This window comes from Stenotrophomonas sp. NY11291, from assembly GCF_023277365.1.
Classification (GTDB): Bacteria; Pseudomonadota; Gammaproteobacteria; order Xanthomonadales; family Xanthomonadaceae; genus Stenotrophomonas; species Stenotrophomonas geniculata.
Genome location: NZ_CP096975.1, coordinates 4829976 through 4848625 on the forward strand (window position 1 = coordinate 4829976; position 18650 = coordinate 4848625).

General features: G+C 68.1%; 18 protein-coding genes. 6 read left to right on the plus strand and 12 right to left on the minus strand.

The genetic code is table 11. From position 1 onward, the window contains the following. Positions 1–24 precede the first annotated feature (24 nt). Positions 25–918 (minus strand): LysR family transcriptional regulator, encoded by an 894-nt coding sequence (locus M1L61_RS22575; RefSeq protein WP_171954841.1) that lies wholly within the window; start codon positions 916–918, stop codon positions 25–27. 108 nt (positions 919–1026) lie between these two features. Between M1L61_RS22575 and M1L61_RS22580 the strand changes: the two genes are divergently transcribed. The 5 genes from M1L61_RS22580 to M1L61_RS22600 all read left to right on the plus strand — a co-directional run bounded on the left by M1L61_RS22580 (position 1027) and on the right by M1L61_RS22600 (position 7708). Continuing rightward, positions 1027–1416: a RidA family protein gene (locus M1L61_RS22580; protein WP_053443741.1), complete on the plus strand. Its 390-nt coding sequence runs from the start codon at positions 1027–1029 to the stop codon at positions 1414–1416. A gap of 227 nt (positions 1417–1643) precedes the next feature. Beyond that, positions 1644–1976, plus strand: a complete 333-nt coding sequence (locus M1L61_RS22585; RefSeq protein ID WP_019337929.1) for a hypothetical protein — start codon at positions 1644–1646, stop codon at positions 1974–1976. Between the two features lie 56 nt (positions 1977–2032). Further along, positions 2033–3286: a TolC family protein gene (locus tag M1L61_RS22590; RefSeq protein ID WP_010482369.1), complete on the plus strand. Its 1254-nt coding sequence runs from the start codon at positions 2033–2035 to the stop codon at positions 3284–3286. Further along, positions 3283–4488 carry an efflux RND transporter periplasmic adaptor subunit gene (locus tag M1L61_RS22595; protein ID WP_049454203.1) on the plus strand — a complete coding sequence of 402 codons (1206 nt, stop codon included), beginning with the start codon at positions 3283–3285 and terminating at the stop codon, positions 4486–4488. The genes M1L61_RS22590 and M1L61_RS22595 overlap by 4 nt, the downstream gene beginning before the upstream one ends. A 10-nt stretch (positions 4489–4498) precedes the next feature. After that, positions 4499–7708, plus strand: coding sequence for a CusA/CzcA family heavy metal efflux RND transporter (locus M1L61_RS22600; protein WP_241885607.1), 3210 nt, complete (start codon positions 4499–4501; stop codon positions 7706–7708). Positions 7709–7767: 59 nt separating this feature from the next. On the opposite strand, the gene M1L61_RS22605 is transcribed toward M1L61_RS22600, so the two are convergent. The 9 genes from M1L61_RS22605 to M1L61_RS22645 all read right to left on the minus strand — a co-directional run bounded on the left by M1L61_RS22605 (position 7768) and on the right by M1L61_RS22645 (position 15846). Next, entirely contained in the window at positions 7768–9540 is a 1773-nt protein-coding gene (locus M1L61_RS22605) for a DUF885 family protein (RefSeq protein ID WP_197654876.1), read from the minus strand. A 160-nt stretch (positions 9541–9700) separates the two neighbouring features. Next, complete coding sequence (locus M1L61_RS22610) at positions 9701–10048, minus strand: lipid-A-disaccharide synthase N-terminal domain-containing protein (protein ID WP_008267433.1); 348 nt, start codon at positions 10046–10048, stop codon at positions 9701–9703. Continuing rightward, positions 10048–10770, minus strand: a complete 723-nt coding sequence (locus M1L61_RS22615; RefSeq protein ID WP_043399632.1) for a glycosyltransferase family 2 protein — start codon at positions 10768–10770, stop codon at positions 10048–10050. The genes M1L61_RS22610 and M1L61_RS22615 overlap by 1 nt, the downstream gene beginning before the upstream one ends. Positions 10771–10860: 90 nt before the next feature. After that, complete coding sequence (locus tag M1L61_RS22620; RefSeq protein WP_005411650.1) at positions 10861–11826, minus strand: NAD-dependent epimerase/dehydratase family protein; 966 nt, start codon at positions 11824–11826, stop codon at positions 10861–10863. A gap of 51 nt (positions 11827–11877) precedes the next feature. Continuing rightward, entirely contained in the window at positions 11878–12609 is a 732-nt protein-coding gene (locus M1L61_RS22625) for a suppressor of fused domain protein (RefSeq protein WP_049480334.1), read from the minus strand. A gap of 126 nt (positions 12610–12735) precedes the next feature. Then, on the minus strand, positions 12736–13659 hold the full coding sequence (locus M1L61_RS22630; protein ID WP_159360749.1) for a ParB/RepB/Spo0J family partition protein: 924 nt from the start codon (positions 13657–13659) through the stop codon (positions 12736–12738). Further along, positions 13659–14456 (minus strand): ParA family protein, encoded by a 798-nt coding sequence (locus M1L61_RS22635; protein ID WP_248854150.1) that lies wholly within the window; start codon positions 14454–14456, stop codon positions 13659–13661. Before M1L61_RS22635 ends, M1L61_RS22630 begins: the two co-directional genes overlap by 1 nt. A 112-nt stretch (positions 14457–14568) precedes the next feature. Next, entirely contained in the window at positions 14569–15207 is a 639-nt protein-coding gene (gene rsmG, locus M1L61_RS22640) for a 16S rRNA (guanine(527)-N(7))-methyltransferase RsmG (RefSeq protein WP_049436024.1), read from the minus strand. Between the two features lie 39 nt (positions 15208–15246). Continuing rightward, the gene (locus tag M1L61_RS22645) at positions 15247–15846 is read right to left on the minus strand and encodes a 4'-phosphopantetheinyl transferase superfamily protein (protein WP_049454213.1); all 600 of its coding nucleotides are present in this window, start codon (positions 15844–15846) and stop codon (positions 15247–15249) included. 84 nt (positions 15847–15930) lie between these two features. Between M1L61_RS22645 and M1L61_RS22650 the strand changes: the two genes are divergently transcribed. Further along, entirely contained in the window at positions 15931–16182 is a 252-nt protein-coding gene (locus tag M1L61_RS22650) for a GlsB/YeaQ/YmgE family stress response membrane protein (protein ID WP_005411656.1), read from the plus strand. An 82-nt stretch (positions 16183–16264) separates the two neighbouring features. On the opposite strand, the gene xth is transcribed toward M1L61_RS22650, so the two are convergent. Next, a complete protein-coding gene (xth, locus tag M1L61_RS22655; RefSeq protein WP_049413190.1) occupies positions 16265–17032 on the minus strand; it encodes an exodeoxyribonuclease III in 768 nt (255 codons plus the stop codon). A 153-nt stretch (positions 17033–17185) separates the two neighbouring features. Further along, positions 17186–18595: a coniferyl aldehyde dehydrogenase gene (locus tag M1L61_RS22660; protein WP_143994943.1), complete on the minus strand. Its 1410-nt coding sequence runs from the start codon at positions 18593–18595 to the stop codon at positions 17186–17188. Between the last annotated feature and the right edge of the window lie 55 nt (positions 18596–18650).

Genomic DNA, 18650 nt, shown 5'->3' on the forward strand with positions numbered 1-18650 from the left:
TGATTTTCGCACGCCCGGTGTGTGTCACCCCAACGCTTCCACCACCCAATCGATGAACACCCGCAGCCGCTGGCTCATGTGCCGGTTCGGCGGGAACATCACGTGCATCGGCATCGGTGGCAGCTGCCAGTCCTGCAGCAGCGGCAGCAGTTCGCCACGCGCCACGTGCGGCGCGGCCATGTAGCTGGGCAGCGCGACCACGCCAAGCCCCGCCAACGCAGCGGCCAGATAGGCATTGCCGTCATCGAAGCCAACCGTATAGCGGCCCTGCACTTCTACGCGCTCCTCGCCGCGCTGCGCGCTGAACACTCTCGCCCGGCCACTACGCGGGCTGAGGAAGCCGACCATGTGATGATCAGGCCCTTCCAGCGCGCGCGGGTCGGTCGGCAGGCCGAAGCGCTGCACATAGCCTGGACTGGCGTGGAAGCCGATCGGCAGTGCAGTCAGCGGCCGCGCCACCAGCGCCGGGTCGGCCGGCGTGCCACCACGGATCACGCAATCGACGTTGTCGGCGATGACATCGACCTCGCGATCACTCACGCCGACGTCGAGCTGGATCTCCGGGTAGCGCGCCTGGAAATCCGGCAGCACCGGTACCAGCCGCAGCCGCGCGTAGGGCCCTGGCACATCCACGCGCAGGCGGCCACGCGGCTGGGCGGCCGCGTCGCCCAGCCCGCCTTCGACCTCGTCCAGTTCGGCCAGCAGGCGGGCGATGCGCGGGTAATAGGCCGCGCCGTCGGCGGTGACGCTGACCCGCCGGGTGGTGCGGTTGAGCAGGCGCAGCCTTAGGTGCGCCTCCAGCTGCTGCACCAGCTGGGTAACCGTGGTGCGGCTGATCTGCAGGGTGTGCGCGGCGCGGGTGAAGCTGCCGGTTTCCACTACCCGGGCAAAGGCCCGCATCGCCTCGAAACGGTCCATTTCCGGCGGTTATTGTTTGGGATTGGCAATCAATCTAAGCCGATCGTCGCGGTTTATCCAGACAGCGCTCGCGAGGAGGATGGCGTTCTCTCCCACGGGATCTTCCCCATGTCACAGCGTGATGTCGTTTTCCCCGCCGGGCGCCAGGCCCTGTACGAGCGCAACCGCTACTCGCCGGCGATCCGGTCCGATGGCTTCCTGTTCGTTTCCGGCCAGGTCGGCAGCCGCGAGGACGGTTCGCCCGAGCCGGACTTCGAAACCCAGGTGCGCCGCGCCTTCGAGAATCTCAATGCGGTGTTGGCTGCCGCCGGCTGCACCTTCGATGACGTGATCGACGTGACCGTGTTCCTGGTCGATCCGGAGAAGAACTTCGAGAAGGCCTGGGCGATCGTGCCCGAGTACTGGGGCGAGGCGCCGCACCCGACCCTGACCGGTATCGGCGTGACCTGGCTGTATGGGTTCCAGTTCGAGATCAAGGTGATCGCGAAGCTGCCGTGACCGAGCCCATGCTCGGCTGGTCGTGCGAAAGCAGCCGAGCGTAGGCTCGGCTCTACAGACGCGCAGCCCGGTGTCCGACCCCACGGGCCGAAAAGCGTGCCGGCCAAGGTCGGCACCCGCCAGGGCAGAAGTCCCCAGGCCGCCCACCTGAACGGGAGATTCCGACGAATTCCCGAAGCGGCCATTGATATTGTATCCGGCGAAAACCGCTTGCTAGCCTCCCCTTCATGCGCTGGATCACCCGCCACCTCCGTTCGACCCTGCTGATGCTGCTGATGGCGGCATTCGTGGTCGTGCCGGTGGCCGATGCCCTGGCGTGCACGGTGGAACCGCATGCCAGCACGGTGCATGTGGAATCCGCACCGGATGCCGATGGCGATACCGACGGCAAGCATGTCGGTGCCTGTGGCCACAACCACTGCCACCACTCCAACCTGAGCCTGCCGGCGCACACGATCGCCGCCTTCGGGGCGCCACTGCCGGCGCGCTGGATGAGTGCGGGCGATGCGGCGACCTATGCGGTCGCCCAGGATGAATTGACGCGTCCACCCCGGGCGTGAGTTGAGCGCGTCCCGCGATTGCGGGCTCCCGTTTCACTCACAACCGGAATCCCCCTATGTCGATCCTGACACCTCGGTCGCCGCGTGCGGCCGGGCTGGTCGTCGCCGTGTTGCTGGGCCTGGCCCCGGCGGCATCGGTGATGGCGCAAGCCGCCCCCTCCTACGACACCCTGCTTGAACGCCTGGACCAGCTGCCCGGCACTCGTGTGGGCACGGCACTGGCCGAGGCCGCCGATGCGCGCGCCGACCAGGCCCGTGCGCTACCCAATCCCTCCCTTTCCTGGTCGGCCGAAAACGCCTGGGGCTCCGGCACCTACCGCGGCATGGGCAAGGCCGACACCGTACTCACCCTGTCCCAGCCGCTGGAGGTCTGGGGCCAGCGTGGCGCGCGCGTTCGTGCCGCCCGTGCCGAGGCCCAGGCGGCCAACCTGCGTGGCGCGCAGAGTCGCAGCGACGTGGCCAGCCAGCTGGCGGTGGTCTATGCACAGGCGGAAAGTGCACTGCGCCGCTACACCCTGGCCGAGGAAGCACTGTCACTGACCCGCGATGACGCCAACGCCGTCAACGCCATGGTCAAGCAGGGCCGCGAACCACAGCTGCGCGCGGTGCAAGCGCAGAGCGAAGTAGCCAATGCCATGGCGTCGCTGGATGAAGCACAGGCGTTCCGCGATGCCGCGCTGGCCCGCCTGGCCGGCACCGCGCTGCTGGATGCGCCGGTGCAGTCGATCGACAACAGCCTGCTCGACCGCGCACCGCCGCTGCCGCGCGGTGCCACCGATACCGCACTGGCAGTGCGCATTGCCGAAGCCGAAGCCGATGCGGCGGGCAAGCTGGTCGACGTGGAGCGCAAGCGCGCCCTGCCCGACCTCAGCGTCACCGCCGCACAGACCCGCTTCCGCGAAGGCGGCGAGCGTGCCTACAACCTCGGGCTCAGCCTCAGCATCCCGCTGTTCGACCGTAACCGCGGTGGCATCCGCGCCGCCAATGCCGACCAGCGCGCGGCCGAGGCACGCCTGGACCAGCAGCGCCGCGACAGCGAGGCCGCACGCCTGTCCGCCGTGGCCGGGCTGAAGGCGGCCGGCAGCCGCACCCGTGCCGCCGATGAAAGCGTGGTCGCCGCCGAAGAGGCCTACCGCCTTGCACGCATCGGCTTCGACGCCGGACGCATCTCGCAGCTGGAACTGCGCAGCACGCGCAGCGCCCTCATCGCCGCCCGCGGCGCCGCCGTGGATGCGCGCCTGTCGCGCGTCGGCGCGGAAATCGATCTTGCCCGCCTTGAAGGGCGCGCACCTTTTGTGGAGGCCCCATGACTCTCTCCCGTACCTTCCCGCTGATCGGCGGCGTGCTGCTGACCGTGCTGCTGGCCGGCTGCGCAGGCAATGCGCAGACACCTGCAAATGAAGACCCCGCCGCGGCCAAGGCGGGCACCGACGATGGCCATGGCCACGCGACCGACAGCAAGGAAGCCAAGGCGGAAGCCGCCAAGGCGCCGGCTGACGCCGATGAAGGCGTGGTGCCGCTGACCCCGGAGCAGATCAAGGCGTCCGGTATCGAGGTGGTCGCCATCGGCCGCGGTGGCGGTGGCTCGACGCGCCTGTCCGGCCGCGTCGAGCCGTCGGTGGGCGCACGTGCCTCGGTGGCGTCGACCGTGACCGGCCGCGTCGAACGCGTGCTGGTCGCACCGGGCACCGCAGTGAAGCAGAACCAGGCCCTGGCCATCGTGGTCAGTGGCGAAGCGGCGGTGTTCCGTGCCAATGCGCTGGCCGCCTCGGCCGAAGCCGAGGCTGCGCGCCTGGCCTATGGCCGCGACAAGGCGCTGGTCGACCAGGGCGTGGTCGCCCGCCAGGAAATGGAAGCCTCGCGCGCACGCTCGCTCGCGGCACAGGCCCAGGCCGCCGCCGCGCAAGCGCAGGCCGCCGCCAACGGTGCGCCCGATGCCAGTGGCCGCGTGCGCATCACCAGCCCGGTGGCCGGCATCGTCGGCAACGTGCAGGTCACCCCGGGTGGTGTGGTCGCTGCCGGCAGCGCAGTCGCCGATGTCGCCGACCCGTCGATGAACGAGCTGGTGTTCACCGCACCGCCGGCGCTGGCCGCGCAGGTCACGCCGGGCATGAAGCTGGAAGTGAGTGTGCCGGGGGGCAGCTTCACCGCCACCGTCACCGGCTCGGCCGCCGATGTCCGCCAGCAGGGCGGCGTCGCGGTGATCCGCGCCACGCCGGTGGATGCTTCGCTGCCGCCGGCCGGTTCGCCGGTGTCGGCCGTGGTGGTCACCGAAGGTCAGGACGGCTCGCTCAGCGTGCCCGCCGATGCGGTGCAGAACGTCGATGGCAGCAGTGTGGTGTTCGTCGCCGTCGAAGGCGGCTTCAAGGCGCAGCCGGTACTGGCCGGGCGTCGCGCCGGCGACCGTATCGAGATCCTCGGGGGCCTGACCGGCAACGAGCGCATCGTCGGTGCCAACGCCTTCCTGCTCAAGGCCGAACTGGCCAAGGGCGAAGCCGAGCACGGCCACTGAGGAGGCGACCATGTTCAAGCTGATCATTGAAACAGCGGTGCGCCACCGCTGGCTGGTGGTGTTCATGGCCGCGCTGATCGCCGCCGTGGGCCTGTTCCAGCTCGGCAAGCTGCCGATCGACGCGGTGCCGGACATCACCAACCGCCAGGTACAGATCAACACGGTGGCGCCGGCGCTGACCCCGGAGCAGATCGAGCGGCAGGTGACCTACCCGCTGGAAACCGCGCTGGCCGGCATTCCCGGCCTGACCACGACGCGTTCGCTGTCGCGCAATGGCTTCTCGCAGGTCACCGCGATCTTCACCGATGCCACGGACATCTACTTCGCCCGCCAGCAGGTAGCCGAGCGCATGCGCGAAGCGTCGGAAGACCTGCCCGATGGTGCATCACCGATGCTGTCGCCGGTCACCACCGGCCTCGGTGAAGTGCTGATGTGGACGGTGGACTTCACCACGTTCGACCCAGCCAAGCTGGCCAAGCCCGGTGAAGCCGGCTGGCAGGCCGGTGAGGTCTACCGCACACCGGAAGGCAACCTGCTGCGCACGCCGGAGGAACGCGCGACCTACCTGCGCACCGTGCAGGACTGGATCATCGCGCCGCAGATGCGTTCCAGTCCGGGGCTGGCCGGCGTCGATACGGTTGGCGGCTACGTCAAGGAGTACGGCGTGCATCCGGACAGCGCCAAGCTGGCCGCGCACGGCCTCGGCCTGGCCGACCTGGTCACTGCCCTGCAGCGTTCCAACGTGCAGGCCGGTGCCGGTTTCGTGCAGCGTGCCGGCGAGGGCCTGGTGGTACGTGCCGACGGCCTGGCGCTGACCACCGACGACCTGGCGCAGGCGCCGGTGGCCACCCGCAATGGCGTGGTGGTGCGCGTGGCCGATGTGGCCGACGTCGACCTGAGCCGCGCGCCGCGCCTGGGTGCGGCCAGCCGCAATGGCCATGAAGCCGTGCTGGGTACCGCGCTGATGATCGCCGGTGGCAACAGCCGCACCGTGGCGCAGGCAGCTGCGGCGCGCCTGGAACAGGTGAACAAATCGCTGCCGGCCGACATCGTGGCGGCACCGGTGCTGGACCGCAGCGTGCTGGTCAATTCCACCATCAAGACCGTGGCCAGGAACCTCACCGAGGGCGCACTGCTGGTGGTGGTGGTGCTGTTCCTGCTGCTGGGCAACCTGCGTGCGGCGACGATCACCGCGCTGGTGATCCCGCTGTCGTTCCTGTTCGCAGTGATCGGCATGAACCGCTTCGGCATCAGCGGCAACCTGATGAGCCTGGGTGCGCTGGACTTCGGCATCCTGGTGGACGGTGCGGTGATCGTGGTCGAGTCGACCCTGCTGATGCTGGGCCAGCGCCGCGCCGAACTGGGCCGTGCGCTGACCGCGATGGAACGCCTGCGCGTGGCCGCCGATTCGGCGCTGAAGATGGCGCGCCCGGCGGCGTTCGGCCAGCTGATCATCCTGCTGGTGTTCGCGCCGATCCTCACCCTGGAAGGCGTGGAGGGCAAGACGTTCCACCCGATGGCGGCGACCTTCATGCTGGCCCTGGTCGGTGCCTTCCTCTTCTCTTTCACCTTCGTGCCGGCGATGGCCGCACTGCTGGTGCGCGAGCCGAAGCTGAAGGACGGCGAGGCACACAGCGATGATGGCGAGCACGAAACCAGGCTGATCCGTGTACTGCGTGCGCGCATCGAGCCGGTGATCCGCAAGGCCGTGGCGCATCCGCGCACGGTGGTGGCCGGTGCGGTGATGATGGTGGTGGTGGGCATCGGCTCGTTCTCGCTGCTGGGCCGTGAGTTCATGCCGACGCTGGACGAAGGCAACGTGGCGATGCAGGCCCTGCGCGTGCCATCGACGTCGCTGGAGCAGTCACTGGCCATGCAACTGGCGTTGGAGAAGGTGATTGCCAAGCAGCCGGAAGTGGAGACGGTGTTCTCGCGTACCGGTACCGCCGAGGCGGCGATCGATCCGATGCCGACCAATATCTCCGACAGCGTGATCGTGCTGAAGCCGCGCAAGGACTGGCCCGATCCGAAGCTGGACAAGGAAGCACTGGTGGCACGCTTCGAGAAACTGGCCGGGCAGCAGCTGGGCAACAGCTTCGAGTTCAGCCAGCCGATCGAACTGCGCTTCAACGAGCTGATCTCCGGCGTGCGTACCGACCTGGCGGTGATGATCTTCGGCGATGACTTCAGCCAGCTGCAGAAGGTGGCCGACCAGGTGGCGCTGAAGCTGCGTGCGGTGAACGGCGCGGCCGACGTGCGGGTGGAACAGATCTCCGGCCTGCCTACGCTCAACGTGGCGATCGACCACGTGGCGGCGGCTCAGTACGGCCTGACCGCTGCGGACGTGAGTGATGCACTGTCCACCGGCATTGGCGGCACTGCGGCCGGCAAGATCTTCGAAGGTGATCGCCGCTTCAACGTAGTGGTGCGCCTGGACGATGCCTCGCGCAACGATCCGGACCAGCTGGCCTCGCTGCCGATCGCCACGCCGTCAGGGCTGGTGATTCCGCTGTCGTCGGTCGCGCGCATCACGGTCAGCGAAGGACCGAACCAGATCAGCCGCAACAACGGCAGCCGCCGCGTGGTGGTGCAGGCCAACGTGCGCGGTCGCGATCTGGGCGGCTTCGTCGGCGAGGCGCAGTCAGCGGTGGCCGACGTGGCACTGCCGCCGGGTGCCTACCTGACCTGGGGCGGTCAGTTCGAGAACCTGCAGCGCGCGGAGAAGCGGCTGGCGACGGTGGTACCGGTGGTGTTCCTGCTGATCGGTAGCCTGCTGTTCATGGCGCTGCGCAGCGGCAAGGAAGCCATTCTGGTGTTCAGCTGCGTGCCGTTGGCGCTGGTCGGCGGCATCCTCGCGCTGCTGCTGCGTGGCATGCCGTTCTCGGTATCGGCGGCGGTCGGCTTCATCGCCGTCTCCGGCGTGGCCACGTTGAACGGCCTGGTGTTGATGCAGGCGATCCGCGAACGCCTGGATGCCGGCGACCTGCCGCTGCAGGCGGCGATCAACGGTGCCTCCAGCCGCATCCGCGCGGTGCTGACCACGGCGCTGGTGGCGATCGTCGGCTTCATTCCGATGGCGATTGCCAGCGGTTCCGGCGCGGAGGTGCAGAAGCCGCTGGCGACGGTGGTGATCGGTGGCCTGATCACCGCCACCGTGCTGACCCTGCTGGTGCTGCCGACGTTTGCCGCGCGCGTGGCCAAGCCGCGGGCGGTGGGGTGAGGTGAGAGGGGGTCGGAGCCCCGCCCTTCGGGCGGGGCTCTGACCCGATCACACGACGGTCAGGCCTTCTTGCGTTCGGCGATGTAGGCCTGGATCTGCTGTTCCAGCACCGGCAGCGGCACCGAGCCCTGCTTGAGCAGGGTGTCGTGGAAACCCTTGATGTCGAACTTGTCGCCCAGCTCCTTCTCGGCCTGCGCACGCAGGCGCACGATGGCGATCTCGCCCAGCTTGTAGCTCAGCGCCTGGCCCGGCCAGGAAATGTAGCGGTCCACTTCGGTGGTCACTTCATGCTCGCTCAGCGCGGTGTGGTCACGCAGGTAGGCCAACGCCTGCTCGCGGGTCCAGCCCTTGCTGTGCACGCCGGTGTCGATCACCAGGCGCGCAGCACGCCACATCTCGTAGGTCAGGCGGCCGAAATCCTCGTACGGGGTTTCGTAGATGCCCATCTCCACGCCCAGCTTCTCGCAGTACAGCGCCCAGCCTTCGCCATAGGCGGAGATGTAGGCGTTGCGGCGGAACTCGGGCAGGTTCTTCTGCTCGGCGGCGATGGCGCCCTGCAACGCGTGGCCCGGATCGGACTCATGCAGGGTCAGTGCCGGCAGGTTGTACAGCGGGCGCGACGGCAGGTTGTAGGTGTTGAGCCAGTAGGTGCCCATGCCACCGCGGCCGGCGGTCCAGAACGGCGCAATGTCCGGCGGCACCGGCACGATGGTGAAGCGGGCGCGCGGCAGCGTCATGTACTTGCCAAGCTGGCCATCGGCGCGCTTGGAGATCCACGCGGCACGCGACAGCAGCTCTTCCGGCGTCTTGGCGTAGAACTGCGGGTCGGTACGCAGGAAGGTCAGGAATTCGGCGAAGCTGCCCTTGAACTTCACCTGCTTGATGATGTCGTTCATTTCCTTCTGGATGCGTGCGACTTCATCCAGGCCGATGCGGTGGATCTCGTCCGGCGACAGGTCCAGCGTGGTGTATTCGTGGATCTGCTGCTTGTAGTACGCCTTGCCGTCGGGCATCGCTTCGGCGGCCAGGGTGGTACGCGCCTGAGGCACGTATTCGTTGACGAAGAAGGTGCGCAGCTGCTGGAACGCGGGCACCACCTTGCCACTGATCGCTTCACGCGCCTGCGCCTGCAGTTTGGCCTGTTCGGCCGCCGGAACGGTGTTGGGCAGCTTCTTGAACGGTGCGTACAGCGGCGACTCGGTCGGGTCCTTCAGTTCGGCGACGGTGGCGATGGAGACCTCGCGGCCATCGAGCACGGCACGCGGCACGCTGAAGCCACGCTTCAGGCCAGCGCGCATGTTGTCGGTCTGCTGGCCGAAGTAGCGCGGCACATCGTTCAGCCGTGCGATGTAGTTCTGGTAGTCCTGCACGGTCTTCATCTCGCGCCGGGCCATGAAGGACAGGTTGGACCAGAACGAGGAGTCGGCGTTGAACGGCATCTCGTAGCCACGCAGGCGCGTCTCTTCGGCCAGGTTGAACACCTGGTCGTGGTAGATCGCGTAGTTGACCTGGTTGTCGGGCGACAGGGTCTTCGGATCGATCTTCTTCAGCGCGGCGAGGGTCTCGTCCCACACCTTCAGGCGCGCCTGCTGCGCGGCCGGGCCGACGTCGGGCATGCGGGTGGCGTTGGCCGGAGCGTCTTCGTCCTCGCTGGCCTCGCCGCCGCCATCCTGGCGCCACTTCCATTCCTTCTCGTACAGCGCGCGGAAGGCGGCATCGGCGGGCGATTCGGTGGCCACGCTGGCCGGTGCGGCGGTGGCGGGCGGCGCGGCCAGGGCCACGGCAGGGGCGGACAGGGCGATCAGCAGGGCAACGGCAAGACGGGTTTTCACGAGCACAGGTTCCCGGGAAGGCAGACCCCGATCATGGCACCGCTCACCGTCCGTGGCATGGGACGAAGGTCCTGCCTGCGCCGCGGACCGGGGCCCCGGTACCGCCAACCTTGGTTGGCCCCAAACCCAGCGCCGACCAAGGTCGGCATCTACCGGAGACCTAGTGGCTGGCCCTGTCCCGCTTCCAGCCCCGGTGCTTGATGTCCAGCTGCAGGCTGTACAGCGCGGTGAACGCCGGGAACAGGTTCTGCAGCACGCCCACCGAGTCCTGCTTGGCCGAGAACAGGAAGTAGCTCAGCGTCATCAGGCTGCCGACCACGCTCATGTACCAGAACAGCCGCGGGATCACCGGCTTGCCCGCACGCTTGGACGCGATGAACTGGACCAGCCAGCGGCCACCGAACATCAGCGCGCCGGTATAGCCGATCAGCTTCCAGCCGGTCACATGCAGGCCGGTCCAGTACAGCCAGGTCAGCGGCTGGTCGAGCCAGTGAAGTTCCAGCCCCATCACCGCTCTTCCACCGCAGTGCGCTTGCTGCGGGTGATCAGCCAGGCCACGCCGCGCAGATCACGAATGCCGACCAGCGCGCGGCCCAGATTGTTGTACTTGGACACGCCGGCGGTACGGTGGCGGTGGTTGACCGGCACGCTGGTGGTCTTCCAGCCGGCACGCTGCATCAGCGCCGGCAGGTAGCGGTGCATGTGGTCGAAGTACGGCAGGTCGAGGAACGCGCTGCGCTCGAACAGCTTGATGCCGCAGCCGGTATCGGGCGTATCGTCGCGCAGCATGCGTGCACGGATGGCGTTGGCCCACTTGCTGGCCCAGCGCTTGCTGCCGCTGTCCTGGCGGTTGACACGCCAGCCGGCGAACAGCTTCACCTGCGTCTCGGCGGCATCGCGCGCGGCCAGCAGTTTGGGAATATCGGCCGGATCGTTCTGGCCGTCACCATCGAGGGTGGCGATCCAGGGCGCCCGTGCGTGCTTGACGCCGGTGCGCACGGCGGTGCTCTGCCCGCTCTGGTTCACGTGGTGCAGCACCCGCAGTTCCGGCGTGGTCGCCTTCAGGCCCTGCAGCACCGACAGGGTGTCATCGCGCGAGTGATCGTCGATGTAGACGATCTCGAACGGCAGCCGCCCGCGCAGTGCAGCGGTGATTTCGGCAACCAGCGGGGCGACATTGTCGCGCTCGTTGAATACCGGGACGACAACGGAAAGCTCGGGTTGGCTCATAAGGCACTCGGCCAAAGGGGGACAAAGACCGCGCATTCTCCGAATGCCGAGGTTATCCGAAGATGAATCCGGCTGTGTGAGGATCCCTCCTCAGGCGCGATCACCAAAGTACTCGCGGCACCACTGCACGACGGGGGGCAACCCTTCTTCGATCGGGGTCACCGCATCGAAGCCGAATGCGTCATGGGCGCGCCGGGTGTCGGCCATCGTGCGTACCATGTCGCCGGGCTGCATGGGCTTGTAGACCTTCTGCGCGGGGCGGCCGGCCGCCTGCTCGATCACGCTGATGAAGCGCTCCAGCTCGACCGGCGTATGGTTGCCGAGGTTGAACACCCGGTGCGGTACCGGACCATCGGCCGGATGCGCGAGCGCGCCGAGAATACCCGACACGATGTCGGAGACATGTGTGAAATCGCGCTGCATGCGGCCTTCGTTGAACACGTCGATCGGCCGCCCCGCCAGCACCGCGCGCGAGAACAGCAGCGGCGCCATGTCCGGCCGGCCCCACGGGCCATACACGGTGAAGAAGCGCAGGCCGGTGGCATGCAGGCCGTAAAGCTGCGCGTAGGTGTAGGCCATCAGCTCGTTGGCCGCCTTGGTCGCCGCGTACAGCGAGCGCGGCTGGTCCACGCGCTGGTCCTCGGAGAACGGCGGCGTGGCTGAATCGCCGTAGACCGAACTGCTGGAGGCATAGACCAGGTGTTGCACGCCACGGTGGCGACACAGCTCGAGCATGTTGACGAAGCCGACCAGGTTGCTGTCGACGTAGGCATGCGGGTTTTCCAGCGAATAGCGCACGCCGGCCTGCGCGGCCAGATGGATCACCGCGGTCGGCTTCACTTCGTCGAACAGTGCCGCCAAGCCCTGCTGGTCGGTCAGGTCCAGGGTGCGCAGGTCCAGCGCCGGGCACAGCGCTGCCACGCGGTCGCGCTTGATCTGCGGGTCGTAGTAGTCGTTGAAGTTGTCCAGGCCGACCACCGGCTGGCCCGCCTCCAGCAGCGCGCGGGCGGTGTAGGCACCGATGAAGCCGGCAGCGCCGGTGAGCAGGATGGTCATGGCAGTTGCCTGGAAATCAATGAGTACAGGTGCAGAGGATACGCTGCGGGCTCAGAACAGCCCGAAACGCTTCTTGGCCACATTGGCGCGGCCGGGTTCGATCACGTCCTGGATCTTCTTCGCATCGAAGCGGTCGAGCAGCGCCTCGGCGCCCTTCTTCAGCTTCAGATCCATCTCTTCCGGATACAGCGGAACCAGGGCCATGAAGCTGATGGTCTTGCCGTCGTCCAGTTCCAGCGTGGCGAAGTCCTCCGGGGTCGTCACCGGCGGCAGCACGATGGCACCGTCGAAGCCCACGCCCGGCGCGTAGGGCTCGCTGGGATGGCCGTTGGGAATGGTGTGGCCGAAGCCCAGCCAGGTGTCGTACTCGTGCGGCAGCCGCGCCATGCCCTTCAGCAGGCGCACCGGCCAGTAATTGCGTTCGTCCTCGAAGGCATCCTGCGAGATCGGCCAGTCAGCCGGCAGGGTCACCATCAGTTCCATGTAGCGGGGCACGTCCGCGTCCACCTCGGCGGGCACGGTCATCGGCAGGTCGCTCATGCCGGAGGTGACCAGGCGCAGGTACGGACACTGGTCAGTGGCCGGTACCACGTGCACGTCGATGTGCACCAGGTCGGAGATGATCTCGTGGAAGACACCGGACACCGGACCCAGATGGCGCTCGATGTGCGCGCCGATCGCCTCGATGTGTTCTTCGCCCTGTGGCGGGGTGAAGTCCTTCTGGCGGCTGTGCACCATGATCGGGCTGCCGCCCGGGCTGACGTCGTCGAATGTGTTGCTCATGTCCTGCTCCCTGGATGAGGCCACGGACCGGAGAGCGATGCATCCCCCGGCGCGCGCGGCGGTGCGTTCCCTGTCACCTGCAGGACGCGGCAGGAACAGGCCGCATCCCCTGGCGCTGCGCCGGGCTCAGTCCTGGCGCGTACGCAGCTTTTCCAGCACGCCGTCCAGGGTATCCAGGTCGGTGTAGTGGATGATCAGCTTGCCCTTGCCACCCCGGCCGTGGCTGATCGCCACCTTGGCGCCCAGCGTTTCGGACAGTTCGGTTTCCAGCGAGGCGATGTCGGCCTGCTGCACCTTCGGCGTGGCGACCGGGCGATTGCTCGGCACCTTGCCGGCGGCGAAGGCCTGCGCACGGCGCTCGACCTCGCGCACCGACCAGCCTTCATCGGCCGCTTCCTGCGCCAGCTTGCCGGCCAGCTCGGGGGCCAGGGTCAGCAGCGCGCGGGCGTGGCCCATTTCCAGGCGGCGGGTTTCCAGCAGCAGGCGGATCGCCACCGGCAGCTCCAGCAGGCGCAACAGGTTGGACACCGCCGCGCGCGAGCGGCCGACGGCCTCGGCGGCCTCGGCATGGGTCAGGGTGAATTCGCTGATCAGGCGCTGCAGCGCCTCGGCTTCTTCCAGCGGGTTGAGGTCTTCGCGCTGGATGTTCTCGATCAGCGCCATCGCGATGACGGTGCGGTCTTCCAGCTCGCGCACCACCACCGGCACTTCGTCCAGCCCGGCCAGCTGCGAGGCGCGCCAGCGGCGCTCACCGGCAACGATTTCGTAGTTGCCCGCCGGCAGCTGGCGCACCAGGATCGGCTGGATCACACCCTGCGACTTGATCGAGTCGGCCAGCTCGGACAGCTTGCCCTCGTCCATCTCGCGGCGCGGCTGGTACTTGCCCGGCTGCAGCTGGCCCACGGCCAGCTTGCGCAGCACTTCGCCCGGCAGCGGCTCGATCACCGCGGTGGTGGCCTGCACCTGGCTGACCGCCCCCTTGGGACCCAGCAGCGCATCCAGGCCACGGCCGAGGCCTCGCTTCTTGGCTGCCGGCTTGCTGCTGGTCATCAGACGGTCTCCACGGCCTTGACGGCCTTGTTGCGTTCGTTGTTGCGGCGGATGATCTCGCCGGCCAGGCCCAGGTAAGCCACGCCGCCGCGCGAGGCGCGGTCGTAGCCGACGATGCTCTGGCCATGGCTGGGCGCCTCGGCCAGGCGCACGTTGCGCGGCACGATGGTGCGGAACACGCGGTCGCCGAAGTGCTCGGTGAGCTCGGCCGAGACCGCGTTGGCCAGGTTGTTGCGCACGTCGAACATGGTGCGCAGCACGCCTTCGATCTCCAACGCCGGGTTCAGGTTGGCACGCAGCGCTTCGATGGTTTCCACCAGCGCGCTCAGGCCTTCCAGTGCGTAGTACTCGCACTGCATCGGCACGATCACCGAATCTGCGGCGGCCAGCGCGTTGAGCGTCAGCAGCGACAGCGCCGGCGGGCAGTCGATCAGGATGTAGTCGTACTCGTCGCGGATCGGTGCCAGCGCGCGCTTCAGCCGCTGCTCGCGCTCGCTCTGCGCCATCAGCTGGATCTCGGCCGCCGTCAGGTCGATGTTGCCGGGCAGCAGGTCATAGCCTTCGGCGGTCTGCACGCGTACATCGGCGGCGCTGGACTCGCCCAGCAGCAGATCGTAGGTGGAGGAGACCAGCTCACGCTTGTCCACGCCACTGCCCATGGTCGCGTTGCCCTGCGAATCCAGGTCGACCAACAGCACGCGCTTGGGTGCGTTGGCCAGGGAAGCGGCCAGGTTGACGGCGGTCGTGGTCTTGCCGACGCCACCCTTCTGGTTGGCGATGGCGATGATGCGGGCCATGCGGGTGTGCCTCGTCGACGTGTGCTGGGACCGGTCATTATGCGTACAACCGGCCCCTTGCGGAAATCGTGAATCGCCAACCCGTTGTTCCACAAAGGGCTGGCGGCGGGAATCAGGGACCTGTAACAGTGACCAGATGGCGTTCGCCGGCCAGGCCGGGCACGCTCAGCGGGGTCACCTCACGCACCTGCCAGCCAGCAGGCAGGTCCGCGATCTCCTCATGCGGGTAGACGCCCTTCATGGCCAGCAGCACGCCGCCGGGGCGCAGCAGGTGGCCACCGACGCGGACGATGCCGGCCAGGGTGTCCATCGCGCGCGCGGTCAGCTGGTCGTAGCGGCCGGCCTCGTCCAGCGCCTCGGCGCGCGATTCGGCCACGCGGGCATTGTCCAGGCCGAGCTGGCGCACGGCCTCGCGCATGAAGCGCGCCTTCTTGCCGTTGCTTTCCACCAGGGTGACCTGCAGGCCCGGGCAGGCGATCGCCAGCGGGATGCCGGGCAGCCCGGGGCCGGTACCGAGGTCGGCCAGGCTGCCATCGGCCACGAACGGCTGCATCGCCAGCGAGTCGAGCAGGTGGCGGGTGACCATCTCCTGCGGGTCGCGGATGGCGGTGAGGTTATAGGTGCCGTTCCAGCGGTGCAGCAGGGCCAGGTAGCGCAGCAGCGGCGGCGCCAGTGCGGCGTCCAGGCCCATGCTGGCCAGGCCCTGTTCCAGCGTGGCGGCCACGCTGGCGGGAAGTGGGTGTTCGCTCATGCCGGCATTATCGCCGGTTTTGCGCGCTGATTCCCCGCTTCAGTGCGGATACCAGGCCAACGCCGCACGGAACTGGCCGCTGGCCTGCCATTCGTGCAGGTGCCAGCGCGCGGCCTCGCCCAGTTCCGGGTCGCACCAGCGCAGGTGCAGGGCACCATCGGCCCCCGGCGCCAGCTGCAGGCGGTGCAGGCCGAACGAGATGCCCTGGCCGTGCGCCTTCAGGATGGCTTCCTTGGCGCACCACACGCGGAAGAACCAGTGCTCGCGGCCGGCCTGGTCCAGACTTTCCAGCCAGGCCACCTCCTCGGGGTGGAAGAAGCGCTGCACGATCTCCAGCAGGCGGGCCCGCGGCCGCAGCAGTTCCAGGTCCACACCCAGCCGCACGCCTTCGCCCAGCGCCACCAGCAGCACTTCGCCACTGTGGCTCCAGCCGGTGCCGTAGTGGGCCAGCGCGCCGCTCAGTTCCGGCCGGCCCTTGTCATCGCGGACCAGCGGCAGCGTCTCCGGGTCGGCACCCAATGCCTGTGCCAGCACCTGCCGCGCCTGCGGTTCACCGCGCTGGCCCGGCACGTGCGGACGCCGCCAGACCGTCACCGGACCGAAGCGCCACGGGCCATCGAGGGTGGCTGGCAGGCTCATCCGCACGCGCCCGTCACGCAATTGCACGACGGGTTCACAGCCCTGCGCGTCAACTGGTCACAGTTCCCCACCGGAGGTTCGATCATGGGCATCATCATCTGGCTGATCGTCGGCGGCATCGTAGGCTGGCTGGCCAGCATCATCATGAAGCGCGATGCCCAGCAGGGCATCATCCTCAACATCGTGGTCGGCATCGTCGGCGCGCTGATTTCCGGCTGGCTGTTCGGCGGTGGCATCAACGAAGCGATCACCATCCGCACCTTCCTGTTCTCGCTGATCGGTGCGGTGATCCTGCTGGCGATCGTCAACCTGTTCACCCGCAAGAGCATACGGTGATCTGGGGAGGTAGCGCCGGGCCATGCCCGGCGTCACCCTGCCGCCGCTGCGCTCGCCGGGCATTGCCCGGCGCTACCTCAACTCAACCCAACTGTACCCACGCCGGCGCATGGTCGCTCGGACGTTCCCAGGTGCGCGGCTCGCGGTCGATGCCCGAAGCCACCGCACCGCTCTTCAGCGCATCGGAGACCAGGGTCAGGTCGATGCGCAGGCCCAGGTTGCGACGGAAACCAGCGGCGCGGTAATCCCACCAGCTGAAGGTACCCGCCTCGTCGTTGTGCAGGCGGAAGCCGTCGTGCAGGCCCAGCTGCAGCAGCTTGTTCAATGCGCCGCGCTCGGCGGTGGAGGTCAGGATGTGGTTGTCGTTCCACACCTCCGGGTCGTGCACGTCGCGCGCGTCCGGGGCGATGTTGAAGTCGCCCATCACGATCAGCTTCGGGTGGCGCTGCAGCTCTTCGGCGATCCAGGCATGGACCGCTTCCAGCCAGCGCAGCTTGTAGTCGTACTTGTCGGTACCGATGTCCTGGCCGTTGACCACGTACAGGTTGATCACGCGCAGGTCGCCGAAGGTACCGGCGATGACGCGCTTCTGCTCGTCCTCGAAACCGGGAATGCCGATCTGCACGTCCTGCGCCGGCTCACGCGACAGCAGCGCCACGCCGTTGTAGGTCTTCTGGCCGGCGAACACGCTGCGGTAACCCGCGGCGATCAGCGCCGAATCGGGGAACTTGTGGTCCTCCAGCTTGGTTTCCTGGATACCGACGATGTCCGGGCCGAAATCCTTGAGCCACTGCTCCAGGTGCGGCAGGCGGACATTGAGCGAATTGACGTTCCACGAGGCGATCTTCATGGGCGCATTCTACCCGGGTAGGCCTGGGTTGCCTTGTAGAGCCGAGCCCACGCTCGGCTGCGTCTGCCTGGACCAGCCAAGGGCAGCCGAGCGTGGGCTCGGCTCTACAGAAGAATCGGGCGCTGATTCCGTAGAGCAACGCCATGCGTGGCTTCACCGCAGCAACAGCCTCAACAACCCCGCAATCTTCGAGTACGGCGGGCGCAGCCGGTCACTGGTCGCCCAGCGCGCCTGCCACAGCACGGGCAGGCGCTTGCTCATCGCGTCGAACCCGGCCCGGCCGTGGTATGCACCCATGCCGCTGGCGCCAACCCCGCCAAACGGCAGCCCATCAGCGGCGAAGTGCAGCAGGGTGTCATTCACGGTCACCCCGCCCGCCACCACCTGGCCGAGGATATGCTCCACCGTCGCCGTGTCGTGGCTGAAGGGATACAGCGCCAGCGGCCGGTCACGCGACAGCACGTCGGCCAATGCGGCATCCAGATCCGGATAGGCGCGCACCGGCAGGATCGGCCCGAAGATCTCCTCGCGCATCAGCTCCAGGTCATCCGGCGGGTCCAGCACCACGGTCGGCACCAGCAGGCGCTCGCGGTCGGCGCGCGCCTCATCCACCTGCGCCAGCGGGATGACCGGCACGCCGCGTTCGCGCGCCTGCGCCAAGTAGCCCTGCAGGCGCTGGTACTGGCCCTCGTTGATGATGCGCGTGTAGTCGTCGGCATTGCTGAAGTCGCCATAGCGCTCGCGCACCTGCTGCTGCAGCGCCTGTACGAACTCACGCTGGCGGACCGTATCGATCAGCACATAATCCGGCGCGATGCAGGTCTGGCCCGCGTTGAACCACTTGCCGGTGGCCAGCCGCGCGGCGGCTTTGTCCAGCGGGAAATCGCGACAGACGATGGCCGGCGACTTGCCGCCCAGCTCCAGCGTGACCGGCACCAGATGCTCGGCGGCGGCGGCCATCACCTTGCGGCCCACGGCGGTCGAGCCGGTGAACAGCAGATGGTCCAACGGCAGCGACGACACCGCTGCGGCCACGTCCGCCCCGCCCTGCACCACCGCCACCCGATCGGGCGGGAATACACTGGCCAGCAGATCGGCCAGGAACGCGCTGGTACGCGGCGTATGTTCCGAAGGCTTGAGCAGCACATGGTTGCCTGCGGCGATGGCGGTAGCCAACGGCACCAGTGCCAGCGTGACCGGGTAGTTCCAGGGCGAGATCACCCCGACCACACCCAACGGCGTCGGTCGCAGCTGCGCGCGCGCCGGCCACAGCTTCCAGCCGGCCGATGCGTGCTGCGGCTTCGACCAGCGCCGCAGGTGGCGGCGCAGGTGGTCGATGGCCGACAGCACGCTCATGCCATCGGCCAGCTTCGATTCAACGTGGGCGCGGTGGCCGAAGTCTTCGGCGATGGCCTGGGCCATTTCATCCAGGCGTGGCTTCAGCGCCTCGCGCAGGCGGCGCAGGTCGGCCTCGCGCTGGTCGAGCGTGGGGCGCTGCGACTGCCAGGCGCTGCGCAGGGTGTGCAGGAGGGCGGGGAGCTCGGCCGGCGGAATGGTGGTCATGCCGCGACTATACGGCGTGCGGCACGTCTCGATGGGCACGAGATGGCGTGTGGCT